8 protein-coding genes are annotated in these 14,792 nt (G+C 52.2%); 1 reads left to right on the forward strand and 7 read right to left on the reverse strand.

Annotated elements, in window-relative coordinates; translation table 11 throughout:
• Nucleotides 1-3: 3 nt before the first annotated feature.
• The 7 genes from dmsA to lrp form a co-directional block, all read right to left on the reverse strand.
• Entirely contained in the window at nt 4-2,451 is a 2,448-nt protein-coding gene (dmsA, locus tag CKQ54_RS17190; protein WP_120161198.1) for a dimethylsulfoxide reductase subunit A, read from the reverse strand.
• Between the two features lie 82 nt (nt 2,452-2,533).
• On the reverse strand, nt 2,534-4,990 hold the full coding sequence (gene ynfE / locus CKQ54_RS17195) for a selenate/tellurate reductase subunit YnfE (protein ID WP_120161196.1): 2,457 nt from the start codon (nt 4,988-4,990) through the stop codon (nt 2,534-2,536).
• Between the two features lie 201 nt (nt 4,991-5,191).
• On the reverse strand, nt 5,192-6,484 hold the full coding sequence (gene serS / locus CKQ54_RS17200; RefSeq protein ID WP_112287299.1) for a serine--tRNA ligase: 1,293 nt from the start codon (nt 6,482-6,484) through the stop codon (nt 5,192-5,194).
• 107 nt (nt 6,485-6,591) lie between these two features.
• A complete protein-coding gene (locus tag CKQ54_RS17205; RefSeq protein ID WP_120161457.1) occupies nt 6,592-7,935 on the reverse strand; it encodes a replication-associated recombination protein A in 1,344 nt (447 codons plus the stop codon).
• Between the two features lie 7 nt (nt 7,936-7,942).
• Complete coding sequence (lolA, locus tag CKQ54_RS17210) at nt 7,943-8,554, reverse strand: outer membrane lipoprotein periplasmic chaperone LolA (RefSeq protein WP_120161194.1); 612 nt, start codon at nt 8,552-8,554, stop codon at nt 7,943-7,945.
• A gap of 282 nt (nt 8,555-8,836) precedes the next feature.
• Complete coding sequence (locus tag CKQ54_RS17215) at nt 8,837-12,361, reverse strand: DNA translocase FtsK 4TM domain-containing protein (protein WP_120161192.1); 3,525 nt, start codon at nt 12,359-12,361, stop codon at nt 8,837-8,839.
• A 120-nt stretch (nt 12,362-12,481) separates the two neighbouring features.
• Nucleotides 12,482-12,976 carry a leucine-responsive transcriptional regulator Lrp gene (gene lrp, locus CKQ54_RS17220; RefSeq protein ID WP_013574775.1) on the reverse strand — a complete coding sequence of 165 codons (495 nt, stop codon included), beginning with the start codon at nt 12,974-12,976 and terminating at the stop codon, nt 12,482-12,484.
• A 732-nt stretch (nt 12,977-13,708) separates the two neighbouring features.
• Between lrp and trxB the strand changes: the two genes are divergently transcribed.
• Nucleotides 13,709-14,677, forward strand: coding sequence for a thioredoxin-disulfide reductase (trxB, locus tag CKQ54_RS17225; protein ID WP_120161190.1), 969 nt, complete (start codon nt 13,709-13,711; stop codon nt 14,675-14,677).
• Nucleotides 14,678-14,792 lie beyond the last annotated feature (115 nt).

Below are 14,792 nucleotides of genomic sequence, written 5' to 3' on the forward strand. Positions count from 1 at the left end.
CCGTTAAACCTTAGCCACTTGCACAAGGTTGGTATGAGAGGGGTTACCTTTCGCCAGCGGTGAAGGTCTTTGAGAAGTCAGTACGTTAATGCTACCCGCACGGTCAATCTTTTTGCTGTCAGGGGAATACCAGGCACCTTCTCCGAGCGCCACAACGCCCGGCATCATGCGCGGCGTCACTTTGGCAGCAATCTGAACTTCGCCACGATCGTTGAAGATGCGGATCATGTCGCCGTTGCTGATGCCACGCTGCGCAGCATCCATCGGGTTGATCCACATTTCCTGACGGCATGCGGCTTTCAGCACATCAACGTTGCCGTAAGTGGAGTGCGTACGCGCCTTGTAGTGAAAACCGGTCAGCTGTAACGGATATTTGCTGGCCAGCGGATCGTCATAGTTTTCGAAACCAGCGGCATAGACCGGCAACGGATCAATGACATCGTCTTTAGAGAGTTCCCACTCAGAGGCAATTTTCGCCAGTTCCGCGGAGTAGATTTCGATTTTGCCAGACGGCGTGCTCAGCGGATTGGCCGCCGGATCTTCACGGAATGCTTTGTAAGCGACGTGATGCTGTTCAGGATCGCGTTTTTTGAACATGCCCTGTTTGCGGAAGGTGTCGAAATCTGGCAGTTCAGGCAATGCTTCACGGGATTGCTGATACAAATGACGCAACCACTCCTCCTGCGTACGGCCTTCGGTGAACTGCTGCTCAACACCCATACGGCGGGACAACTCGCTGGTCATCTCATAAATGTTTTTGCACTGGAAGCGAGGCGTGATCGCCTGATCAGCAAAAATGATGTAATCCATGTTGCCGCACGACGCATCGAGGCAGAAATCCATCTGCTCAGAGGCGGTACAGTCAGGCAGGATAATGTCGGCGTATTTCGCCGAAGACGTCATGTGGTTATCAATCACCACAATCATCTCGCATTGCTGGTCATCCTGCAGAATATTGTGGGTGCGGTTGATATCAGAATGCTGGTTAATCAGGCAGTTACCAGCGTAATTCCAGATAAATTTGATCGGCACATCCAGTTTCGCTTTTCCGCGTACGCCATCTTTAGTGGCAGTCATTTGCGGACCACGCACAATCGCGTCCGTCCACATAAACATGGATATGCTGGTCTGAACCGGGTTTTCGAGCGTTGGCATACGAACAAACGGAATTTCGTAAGAGCCTTCGCGGGCACCGGAATTGCCGCCATGAACGCCGACATTACCGGTCAGAATTGCCAGCATAGCTATCGCACGGGTGGCAATCTCACCATTTGCATGACGCTGCGGCCCCCAGCCCTGGGTGATAAATGCCGGTTTCGCCTGACCGATTTCGCGCCCCAGCTTGACGATTTTATCGACAGAAATACCGGTGATTTTTGATGCCCATTCCGGCGTTTTTGCCACGCCATCGGGGCCGGTTCCGAGAATATACGCTTTATAATGTGCATTCTGCGGGACACCTGCCGGTAATGTTTTTTCGTCATAACCGACGCAATATTTGTCGAGGAAAGGCTGATCGACCAGATTTTCAGTGATCATGACATGCGCAAGCGCCGCAGCCAGTGCGCCATCCGTACCCGGTCGGATCGGCACCCATTCGTCTTCACGGCCGGCACCGGTATCGGTATAACGCGGATCGACAATGATCATGCGGGCGTTGGAACGCTGACGTGCCTGTTCGAGGTAATACGTCACCCCGCCGCCGCTCATGCGCGTTTCGCCCGGATTATTACCAAACAGCACCACCAGTTTGCTGTTTTCGATATCAGACGGGCTGTTGCCATCCGCCCAGCCACCGTAGGTATAATTCAAACCGGCAGCGATTTGTGCCGAACTGTAGTCACCATAATGATTCAGATAACCGCCGCAGCAGTTCATCAGACGGGCAATCAGCGTTTTACCTGGCGGCCATGAACGGGTCATGGTGCCACCCAGCGTGCCGGTGCCATAATTCAGATAAATGGCCTCATTGCCATAACGGCTAATTATGTCTTTCAGGCTGCCAGCCAGGGTATCGAACGCTTCGTCCCAGCTGATTGGCTTGAATTTACCCTCGCCACGTTTCCCTACACGCTTCATCGGATACTTCAGGCGGTCAGGGTTATAAACACGGCGACGCATGGAACGCCCGCGCAGACAGGCGCGAACCTGATGCAATCCTTCATAATTATCATCACCGGTATTATCGGTTTCGACATAACGGATCTCGTTATCAACGACGTGCATTCTTAGCGGACAGCGGCTGCCGCAGTTTACGGTGCAGGCACTCCAGACAATTTTCTCGTCTGCGGTTTTAACCGAATCCTTACGTGTTTCAGCACGTATTGATTTAAACGGCAGTGATATGCCCCCGACGGCAGCTGCCATGCCGGCGAGCGTAGTTCCCTTAACCAGGTCACGGCGACTGATCCCTCCGCCTGAACCCGTTTTCTTACTGTTTGAATCCGACATTACTTACTCCGTTGCGCCCTCATCTGAAGGGCGAAAATTTAACAACCATGTCATTGAGCCTGGCTCCTGGGCCGTAGCTTCTTTAGACTTTTTCTATTTGAATCAAATTCGTATGCTGAGGATTTCCTTTCGCCAGCGGGGACGGGCGTTGAGTCGTCAGCGTATTCATGCAGGCACCATGGTCAATACGGTCACCATTCATATTGGCCTGATGCCATGCGCCCTGCCCCATAGCAACAACGCCGGGCATGATGCGCGGCGTTACTTTGGCTGCCACACGCACTTCGCCACGGTCATTAAACACTTTCACTTTGTCACCGTTCTCAATACCACGGGTTTTGGCATCCAGCGGATTGATCCATACTTCCTGACGGCAGGCCGCCTGCAGCACGTCGATATTGCCGTAAGTGGAATGGGTGCGGGCTTTGTAGTGGAAGCCGAACATTTGTAGCGGGAACTGGCTGCGTTTCGGGTCATCCCAGCCTTCAAAGGTTGAGGCATAGACCGGCAGCGGACTGATTGTTTCGTCTTTTTGCAGCTCCCATTCGCTGGCAATTTTCGCCAGTGCAGAGGAATAAATTTCGATCTTTCCTGAGGGTGTTTTCAGCGGATTAGCGACAGGATCCTGACGGAATTTTTTATAGGCCACAAAATGCCCGGCTGGGTCTTTACGTTTATAAATTCCCATTTCGCGCAATTCTTCATACGCAGGTAACGCCGGGTCTTTCGCCAGCATTTTGGTGTACAGATACTGCAACCATTCCCGCTGGGTGCGGCCTTCGGTGAATTTGTTGTAAACATCCGGACCAAGACGACGCGCCACTTCGCTCATCATCTCGTAAATTCCTTTGCGCTCGAATTTGGCAGAGGTCGCGGGCTGGATGAAAATCAGGTATCCCATATTGCCGGCGTAATCGTTGGGAATAATGTCTTCCTGTTCGACGGTCATAAGATCCGGCAGCAGGATATCGGCGTACTTCGCCGATGATGTCATGAAGTTTTCCAGCACCACGATCATTTCGCACTGCGAGTCATCCTGCAGAATATCGTGTGTTTTATTGATATCGGAATGCTGGTTGGTGATGGTGTTACCGGCATAGTTCCAGATGAATTTGATCGGCACATCCAGCTTGTCTTTACCGCGCACGCCATCTGCTTTGGCAGTCATTTCAGGTCCGCGCGCAATGGCATCGGTCCAGCTAAAACAGGAAATCTGTGTTTTCACCGGATTTTCCAGCACCGGCATTCTTTCGATAGTAATGGTATAGGTTGATTCACGCGCACCGCTGTTACCACCATTGATACCGACATTGCCGGTCAGAATCGGCAGCATAGCGATAGCCCGGGACGTCAGTTCACCATTGGCCTGACGCTGCGGGCCCCAGCCCTGAGAAATATAAGCAGGTTTGGCTTGTCCGATTTCCCGGGCCAGTTTAACGATGCGATCCACAGGAATGCCGGTAATACGGGATGCCCATTCAGGCGTCTTCGCCGTCGCATCTTCGCCCTGACCGAGAATGTACGCTTTGTAGTGGCTGTTTACGGGTGCATCCGCGGGCAAGGTTTTTTCGTCGTAGCCCACGCAACAGGCATCGAGGAAAGGCTGATCGACCATGTTTTCGGTGATCAGCACATGTGCAAGACCGGCGACCAGTGCAGCATCGGTTCCCGGACGGATCGGGATCCACTCATCTTCACGGCCTGCAGCAGTGTCGGTGTAGCGCGGGTCGATCACGATCATACGGGCACTGGAACGCTGACGCGCCTGCTCCAGGTAATAGGTGATACCGCCACCGCTCATGCGTGTTTCGGCAGGATTGTTACCGAAAAGCACCACCAGCTTACTGTTTTCAATATCTGATGTGCTGTTGCCATCATTACTGCCATAAGTGTATGGCATGGCGCAGGCGATTTGCGCGGTACTGTAAGTCCCGTAATGACTGAGGAAGCCGCCGTAACAGTTCATCAGGCGGGCAACCAGCGAGGCGTAAGGGGAAGAACGGGTGATATTGCCGCCGACAACGCCGGAGGTGTAGTTGATGTACACGGCCTCATTGCCATATTTAGCAACAATACGCTTCAGGTTATTGGCGATTTCATCAAAGGCTTCTTCCCAGCTGATGCGCCTGAATTTACCTTCACCACGTTTACCGACGCGCTTCATCGGGTAATTCAGACGCTCCGGATGGTTCATTCGCCGGCGGATTGAGCGGCCACGCAGACAGGCGCGAACCTGATGGTCACCGTAGATGTCATGTCCGGTATTATCGGTTTCAACCCAGTACACTTCATCATCACGTACATGTAATCGCAGGGCGCAGCGGCTGCCGCAGTTAACCGAGCAGGCACCCCAGACCACTTTGTCTTCAGGTGCGGAATTTTTCGCCTCACTCACAGCCTGTGCTAGTGCTTTGCGGCTGAATGGCAGAGATACGCCGCCCGCGGCAATGGCCAGTCCTGCCAGCGTTGATGTTTTCATCAGCGTCCGGCGGCTGATACCACTTTTTATCGTGATGACTTCAGGTTCGATTACCGACATTTTCCTGCTCCGGTCATAAAGTAGTTACCCACTCAGAATGCAGGGATACTACTAATAAGGAGGTAGGAAACTTTGTCTGCTATCAAAAAAGGCAGGGTTGTGTTGGCGGAAATGAGGAATTCTTAACGCAGCGCACGATTTTATGCATAAAAAAAGCGCCCTCAGGCGCTTTTTCGCTATATTACTGCATATATAACGGCATTAGCCGATATATTCTAAACCGCCCATGTAAGGACGTAATACTTCCGGCACTTCAATACGGCCGTCAGCTTGCTGGTAGTTTTCCAGCACAGCCACCAGCGTACGACCCACAGCCAGACCAGAACCATTCAGGGTATGAACCAGACGTGGTTTTTTGTCAGTTTTGCTGCGGCAGCGCGCCTGCATACGGCGGGCCTGGAAATCACCCATGTTTGAACATGAAGAAATTTCGCGATAAGTATCCTGCGCTGGCAGCCAGACTTCCAGATCGTAGGTTTTGCATGAGCCAAAGCCCATGTCGCCGGTACACAGCAGAACTTTGCGGTACGGCAGATTCAGCAACTGAAGCACTTTTTCTGCATGACCAGTCAGTTCTTCCAGAGCATCCATCGATTCTTCCGGACGAACGATCTGTACCATCTCGACCTTGTCAAACTGGTGCATACGGATCAGACCACGTGTATCACGACCGTAAGACCCGGCTTCTGAACGGAAGCAAGGCGTGTGCGCCGTCATTTTCAGTGGCAGAGATTCTTCTTCAAGAATTTCATCACGCGTCAGGTTGGTCAGTGGAACTTCAGCCGTCGGTATCAGCGCATAGTTGCTGCTGCCCGCTTCTTCACCCAGCGGTTTAGTATGGAACAGGTCTTCGCCAAATTTCGGCAACTGGCCAGTACCGTACAACGTTTCCTGGTTGACCAGATATGGAACGTAAGTTTCCAGATAACCGTGCTGTTCGGTGTGCAAGTCCAGCATGAACTGGGACAGTGCGCGATGCATACGGGCGATTTGCCCTTTCATCACCACAAAACGCGCACCGGTCAGCTTAACAGCCGCGGCAAAATCAAGACCACCGGCCATTTCGCCCAGCGACACGTGATCACGGACAGTGAAATCGTACTGACGCGGCGTGCCCCAGCGGCTCACTTCCTGATTGTCGTTTTCGTCTTTACCAGCAGGTACGGAATCATCAGGCAGGTTCGGAATAGCAGAAGCGATATCACGGATATCATTTTGCAATGCTTCCAGTTCAGCCTTCGCGGCATCCAGCTTCTCACCCAGCGTATTCACTTCCAGACGCAAAGGTTCGATGTCTTCGCCACGGGCTTTTGCCTGACCGATAGTTTTCGATCGTGCGTTACGTTCAGCCTGGAGAGTTTCCGTTTCTACCTGCAAGACTTTGCGGCGTTCTTCCTGAGAACGCAGCGTTTCCACATCGAGTTTAAAACCTCTGCGAGCGAGTTTTTCTGCAACTGCGTCTAGCTCATTACGCAGCATATTGGGATCGAGCATGCTAATCCTGTACGTGTCATTATTGAATGTTATTTTGACGATGCACGCTGACTGAAACGGCAGCGTGTCAAAGAGTTATCACGGGTAACCTTACCGCAACGATAAAGTTAGCGGTAGCGTTTTGTCGGGCTATTTTGATCTTGCTCGGCAAGCCATGCCAGCTTTTCGCCGATCTTGCCTTCCAGCCCGCGTGACGTCGGGTAATAATACTGCGTACGGGCCATTTCAGGTGGGAAATAATCTTCGCCCGCTGCGTAGGCGTTGGGTTCATCATGTGCATAACGATACTCCGCACCCAACCCCATTTCTTTCATCAGCTTGGTCGGCGCATTACGCAGATGTTCCGGTACATCGTAATCTGCCATTTCGCGCGCATCGCGCATCGCCGATTTGAACGCGGTATAAACCGCATTACTTTTCGGCGCACACGCCAGATACACAATCGCCTGAGCAATCGCCCGTTCACCTTCCGCCGGACCGACGCGCGTGAAGCAATCCCAGGCAGCAAGCGCCACCTGCATACCGCGCGGATCCGCATTACCGACATCTTCTGAGGCAATCGCCAGCAAACGGCGCGCCACATACAGCGGATCGCCGCCGGCAGTGATGATTCTGGCATACCAGTAAAGTGCGGCATCAGGCGAGGAGCCACGGACTGATTTATGCAACGCAGAGATTAAATCGTAAAAACGGTCGCCTTTATTATCGAAACGCGCGCTGCGCTCACCGGCTATTTCCGTGAGCAATTCTGGCGTTAACGTCCGGTAACCTTTGGCGTCAATTTCGGCCATATCGGCCATCATCTCAATACTGTTCAAAGCACGGCGCGCGTCACCATTCACCAGTTCGGAAAGCATGCGGCGGGTTTCTGGCGGGACACGGATTTTTTCATTGGCATAACCGCGCTCAGCGTTGGTCAGTGCCTGATCGATCACTTTCTCAATATCTTCCGCTGTCAGTGATTTGAGCAGATAAACACGTGCGCGGGAAAGCAATGCGGAATTGAGTTCGAACGAAGGGTTTTCAGTCGTCGCACCAATGAACGTTATGGTGCCGTCTTCTATGTGCGGCAGGAAAGCATCCTGCTGACTTTTGTTGAAACGATGGACCTCATCAACGAACAAGATCGTTCGCCGCCCGGCATCACGATTCTGCCGGGCACGTTCAATCGCTTCACGGATATCTTTTACGCCTGATGTGACCGCCGAAATACGCTCAACATCGGCATTAGCATAGCGGCCAATCAGTTCTGCCAGCGTCGTTTTCCCGGTACCCGGTGGCCCCCATAAAATCATCGAATGCAGCTGCCCTGCTTCAATCGCCCGCGGCAGAGGTTTGCCCGGCGCTAACAGATGCTGCTGCCCGATATATTCTGCAAGGGTTACTGGCCGCATACGGGCGGCCAGTGGCTGGAATTCGTTTTGGGAAAAATCGAGTGACAGATTACTCAAACTAACCTCACTGACGCTGGTCATCCACCGTCACACCCTTAGGTGGAGTAAATTTAAATTTAGCATCATCTACAGCCGCATTTTGCTCACCCTTCAGGGTATAAGCACTTTTTTGGCCGTCCTGCTCAACCGCAGTAAAACTTTTGATGGTGCCGGTCGGCGTGACTGTGATTGCGAATTGCTTCAGATTGCCCGTAGAAGCTTTTGGCGTTAATTCAAAATCATCGCCTTTCTGCTTCACGTTGTATTTAGCCCAGTCGCTGCTGTCGTTACGGGTGATCAGCATGAACGGCGTATTGCCGGTCGCGTTTTTCAGCCAGGTCGCCGTGACCTGCTCAACGAACGGGTTGTAGAACCACAAGGTTTTGCCGTCAGAAACCAGAATGCTTTCATCTGGCGTCGTCATATGCCAGTTAAACAGGTTCGGACGTTTGACCCAAAGCTGACCTTCGCCCTGCTGGACGGCTGCACCATCATCGCTTGTGACAGTCTGAGTGAAGCTGGCGTGGAAAGTATTGAGTTTGCCCAGACGGGATTTGAGATCACTGCTGGCGTCCGCTAATACGGAAGCGGAGGTAAATGCGGTCAGTAAACACCCTACCATTAACAATTTTTTCATTCTTATACTTACCTCAGAAATCCATAAACTTCAGACGATGCCTTTTACACAGGCAAAAGACGTATGGTGCGAACTCTATCCGAGGCAGCGCTCCGGTGGTAGCTCAATCATCTGAAAAACATGTGTTTTACGCATCTTTGCAAATATCCTTCATCATTCGAACTGCCTCTGCGTTGGCTGCCTTCTATCACCCCGGTCACTTAGTAAGCTAAGCTCCCGGGGTTCGGTCAGTTGCCGCCTTGAACCAGCCCGAATTACTTTGGATATTAATTTTGGAAGGATTTACTCATGCGATGGCGGTGCCAGTACTTCACGGTTGCCGTTATGACCCGGCGTACTGACAATGCCCTGCGCTTCCATTTGTTCAACGATACGTGCCGCGCGGTTGTAACCAATACGGAACTGACGCTGAACGCCTGAAATTGATGCACGACGTTTGTCGACGACGAATGCCACAGCCTGATCAAACAGAGCATCAAGCTCTTCATCACCGTCCAGACCTAAACCGCCACCTTCACCATCGTCACCACCGGAAACAATGCTTTCGATGTATTTCGGACGACCGCGGGCTTTCCAGTCCTGAACTACCGCATGAACTTCCTGGTCACGGACGAACGCACCGTGAACACGCACCGGAATCGAGGAGTTTGGCGCCATGTACAACATGTCCCCCATTCCTAACAGGGATTCAGCACCGCCCTGATCCAGAATGGTACGGGAGTCGATTTTACTCGACACCGTAAAGGCAATACGGGTCGGGATGTTCGCTTTAATCAGACCGGTGATCACATCGACAGAAGGTCGCTGCGTCGCCAGAACCAGGTGAATACCTGCGGCACGGGCTTTCTGGGCCAGACGCGCGATAAGTTCTTCTACCTTTTTACCGACGGTCATCATCAGATCGGCAAACTCATCGACCATCACCACGATAAACGGTTCTTTTTGCAGGTATGGCGGCTCAGCAGCCATGCCATCACCCGGCTTCCAGAATGGATCAGGAATTGGACGTCCCATCGCTTCCGCTTCCAGAATTCGTTCGTTATAGCCCGCAAGGTTACGTACACCCAGCGCCGACATCAGTTTATAGCGACGTTCCATCTCGCCGACACACCAGCGCAGCGCATTGGCTGCATCTTTCATATCGGTGACGACTTCAGTCAGCAAATGCGGAATGCCTTCATATACCGACAACTCGAGCATTTTCGGGTCGATCATAATGAAGCGCACATCTTCCGGCTTGGATTTGTAAAGCATACTCAGGATCATGGCGTTAACGCCGACAGACTTACCGGAACCGGTCGTACCGGCCACCAGCAAGTGAGGCATTTTCGCCAAATCGGCGATAACCGGCTCACCCGAAATATCTTTACCCAGCACAATCGTCAGCGGAGACGTACTTTCTTTAAATTTCGCACAGTCCAGCACTTCCCGCAGATAAACGGTCTGACGTTTCTTGTTTGGCAATTCCAGGCCGACATAAGGCTTGCCGGGAATAACTTCCACGACACGCACCGCAACGGCAGACAATGAACGTGCAAGGTCACGCGAAAGGTTAGAAATACGCGCGGCTTTAACGCCCGGCGCCAGATCCAGTTCGAAACGTGTAATGACCGGACCCGGTAATTTGCCGACGACGTCTGCTTTGATGCGGTAATCATTCAGGCGGGCTTCGATAAGGTTACCCATCTGTTCCAGAGCGAACTCGTCCACAGGTTCTGCTTCCGCCGGAGGCGATGTCAGCAAATCCAGTGATGGCAGCGGCGTAGTCGGTTTCACCAGCGGCTGTTCATTACGCATAAGGAACGGGTGGATCAGGCTGTCCATGTCAGGCTGCGCCGATGGCGATGACTGACGTGGCGCTTCATATTCCTGCGCATGTTGAACCGGTTCCGAAGCCGCAGCGCGCTGATAAGGTTGCTGAGCAAACGCGGCAGGTTGCGGTTCTTCTTCCGCTTGCGCTGACAACGTGAACAATGGCTCAGACGGCGTATCGTCCACCAGATCAGCCATTGGCGAGAAGCTGAAAGCATCGTGCTGACTGAGTTTCATCGCGGCAGCAGCAAAATCATCGGCAGGAGAATGGGAAATTTCTTCCTGATTATTTTGCGAATGATGATGCTGAACCAGACCGCTTTGCGGCTCGACTTCTTGCTGATAACGCGCCTGCTCTCGCGCAGCGAAAGCATTGCGTAATTCAGCTTCCTGCAAGGCGGCTTCAGCGTCCGGTTCACTTTCAGTCACCGCATCGCCGTAACGCTCTTGCTGCTGTTCGGCAAACGCCTGCTGCAATGCGGCTTCCTGCCGGGCTTCCTCGTCGGCCTGAGCCAGGGGATCGTTATGCCAGGTTTCCTGCCCGGTATTTTGCTGGGCCACAGCTTGCGCGTTTTCCTGTTGTTCGGCCATACGCTGAGACGGCAATTTAATACCGTACGATGCCAGCTCGCGACGCGTTGGAATACGCACCGGATTTGGACGCGGCAGTTCTGGGCCAAACCCTTTTTTCACCTGCGGATTTTCATCACTCACAGCGCTGAAAGCAGGCATAAAGGTATTGGTTGCAGAAGATGCCGCAGACTGCCCTGCCTGAGCCAGACCCGTAGCAAGTGCAGCCGTAGCGGCAACGCTGGCGGCCTGCGCGGCATCGGGTACCGGCGAACTGAAATCAAACGGTGAACGACTGGGTTCAACGGCTGTTTGCCAGTTCCCGAGACTCGGGCCATCTTCCTGATTGCGCTCAACCGGCGCAGGAGAAGGTGATTGCTGTACCGGCTGCGGATGGCGCGGCACCGGCGTTTCTTCCGTAATTTCGAAATTATAGAGCGGCGGCGCGGTTGAAACCGGCGTAGACGGATAAGGTGAAATCTCAGCCACCGGCGGTTCTGCAGCATAAGGATCAGCTGCTGGCGCTGGTGTCACGACCGAAGCCGCTTCAGCGACTGCTGCGGCTGTTTCAGGAACAGCAGAAGAAACAGGAGCAGAAGGTGCTGGTGCTGCTGGATGCTCATTAACTGAAGGCGCAGAGAACAGGACGTCATCGTCATCGGTATCAGCAGTCACTGCGGCAGCCGCAGGGATCGCTGCTGTTGCCGCTGCACCTGCGACGGCAGGAGCAACTTTAGCTACCGGTTTGGCTTCGTCGTCTTCGAGTAACGGATCGTCGTGCTCGTCGTAGTCATAATCATCGTCACGACGGGAACGGTTGGTCACGATATTGGTGACGCCGAGCACGGCACCGCCAATTTTCTCGGCAATGGTCAGCCATGACCAGCCGGTAAACAGTGTCAGTCCGGCTGCCCACACACATAACAACACCAGCGTCGCACCCACATTGTTGAAATACGGCGTCATCGCTGTACTCAACAAACTGCCGATGACACCACCGGAAGCGAAGTAGTAAAGGTCATCAATATTGACTGATGCCAGACCACAAGACGTGACAATGAGCGCCAGCGTCCCGATAAGGCGCAGCGAAAGGGCAAAATAATCGACGAAATCCTGTTTATCCCGCTGACGAAACGCCGCCCAGCAGAGGCACAGAATAATAGGGGGAATAGCGTAACCAAATACGCCAAAGATGAAGAACAGCGTGTCAGCCATCCAGGCTCCCACACCACCGCCCCAGTTATGAATTGGCCCATGCCATGCGGTCTGAGACCAGCTTGGATCAGAGGGGTTAAAACTCACCAATGCCGCCATTAAATAAGCAGCAAAAATCGCTACCACCACCAGCAAAGCCTCCAGAAGACGGCGACCATTGCTCAGCTTTTTAAGGGTAACTTCTTTATCTTCTGTATATTCCTGGCTCAAGAAAGGCTCTCCAGGTTCCTGTGAACTGAGAAAAAGCAACAGCGCCGAGAGTCCCCGGCGCCATAGCTGTATAGATACACAGGAGTGTAGCTAAAATTACAAGGTTTTGCACCTGAACAATTACCGGGTTTTGATGACCAGGCGATTTGTCTGTTTTACTTCTTCCATGACCACATAGGTTCGGGTGTCGTTAACACCTGGAAGACGAAGTAATGTCTCACCTAACAGCTTACGGTAGGCGGACATGTCAGGTACGCGGGTTTTCAACAAATAGTCGAAGTCCCCTGAAACCAAGTGACACTCCTGAATATCTTCGAGTTTTTGTACTGCCGCGTTAAATTGCTCAAACACATCCGGCGCGCCACGGTTGAGGGTAATCTCAACAAACACCAGCAACGAGGCATCCAGATAATGCGGGTTAAGCAATGCGGTATAACCATTGATGAAGCCCTGACGTTCCAGACGACGAACGCGCTCCAGACATGGAGTTGGAGATAATCCCACACGTTTGGAAAGCTCGACGTTTGAAATCCGGCCATCCTTTTGCAATTCGTTGAGGATGTTACGGTCAATACGGTCGAGATCTTTTCCCGGACGTTTTTTGTTGTCTACCATTATTATTGTCTCTCTGCTGTCCTTCCCTGCACCTGCCATACCCCAGCCAACTTCAATGTCTAAGGGTTGTCCCAAGCGAAGACCCGATTATTAAGGTTTACGCATCCCAAAGCCGCGTTGATCCCCTGTCAAAAGGAACACGACCGTAAAACGGATACTCAAAAGAAATAACCCTGCGAAATTAATAGATTGCATACAGCCAACCTGATTCACTAAACCCTGCTGCAACAAAAACGCAAAAAAGCAAGACCAGAACGGGTCCGGTAGCAGCCAATTGCATAAATTCAAGTCACAGACAGGCAGTTAATTTCTTCTTCCCCTGATGTTTTCGCAAATGCACAGCGGATTGTCAAAGTAAAAGAAGCAAAATCAGAAGAACGTGCCAACCTGAAAAGCTGATCCCCCCTTTTTAGCTGTCTTTTCTCTTTGGACAATAACAACTCAGTGCGCGAAATAATTCAGCCAAAACCCCACAACCTGCCGTGAATTGTGACTAAAAGACCGCACTCTGTTAAACAACATTCACAGCGACTGACATCACCGCCGTTGTTTTTCACGCTGTTCATCAAACAGTTAAGTGTCTGATAATCAGCAAAGGAAACCTTTTTACCCGTGTTTCTCTGTAAAAACTATCAGACAAATCGTTAACAACATCTGAGTTTGCTTTTTTTACTGCGCCGTTTTCCCTACAATCGGTCTATCGCTTGTCGCTACCGCGGAGATGAATTACGCATGAGTACGGTTAAACACAGTAAATTATTGATTTTAGGTTCTGGTCCGGCGGGTTATACCGCAGCAGTTTATGCAGCACGCGCCAACCTTAATCCGGTGTTGATTACCGGTGTTGAAAAAGGCGGTCAGCTGACCACAACCACCGAAGTCGAAAACTGGCCGGGCGATCCGGAAGGTCTGACCGGTCCGGGCCTGATGGAACGTATGCATGAACATGCGACCAAATTTAATACTGAGATTATTTTCGACCACATTAACAAAGTCGATTTGCAGAACCGTCCGTTCCGCCTCACCGGCGACAGCGGCGAATACACCTGTGACGCACTGATCATCGCCACCGGCGCATCCGCACGTTATATCGGTCTGCCTTCTGAAGAAGCGTTCAAAGGTCGCGGCGTTTCTGCCTGCGCCACCTGTGATGGTTTCTTCTACCGTAATCAAAAAGTCGCAGTGGTTGGCGGCGGGAATACCGCAGTTGAAGAAGCGCTTTATCTGGCGAACATTGCCTCTGAAGTACACCTGATACACCGTCGCGACAGTTTCCGTGCTGAAAAAATTCTGGTTGACCGTCTGAATGACAAAGTGGCCAGCGGTAATATTGTTCTGCACACCCATAAAACCCTGAACGAAGTGGTCGGCGATCAGATGGGTGTTACCGGCGCGAGCTTGCTCGACGTGCGCACTGACGAGAAATCTCAGGTGGATGTTGCTGGTGTATTCATCGCTATCGGTCACAGCCCGAACACCGGCATTTTCGAAGGCCAGCTGGAACTGAAAGACGGCTACATCAAAGTGCAGTCCGGTTCCCACGGCAATGCGACACAAACCAGTATTCCGGGTGTTTTCGCCGCAGGCGATGTCATGGACCATATCTACCGTCAGGCGATTACGTCTGCCGGTACCGGTTGTATGGCCGCGCTGGATGCCGAACGCTATCTGGACGGTTTATCGCAAGCACCGGATTTGTAAGCATCTCCCCTTCTGTTTGCCCTTAAAAAGAGGCGGCGTGATTGCCGCCTTTTTCATATTTTCAGTTTGCGGTCTGAGCATGTAACATAAGCGCCCTCCCATCCGGATTGCTGCA

The sequence above is a fragment of the Rahnella variigena genome, assembly GCF_003610915.1.
GTDB lineage: Bacteria > Pseudomonadota > Gammaproteobacteria > Enterobacterales > Enterobacteriaceae > Rahnella > Rahnella variigena.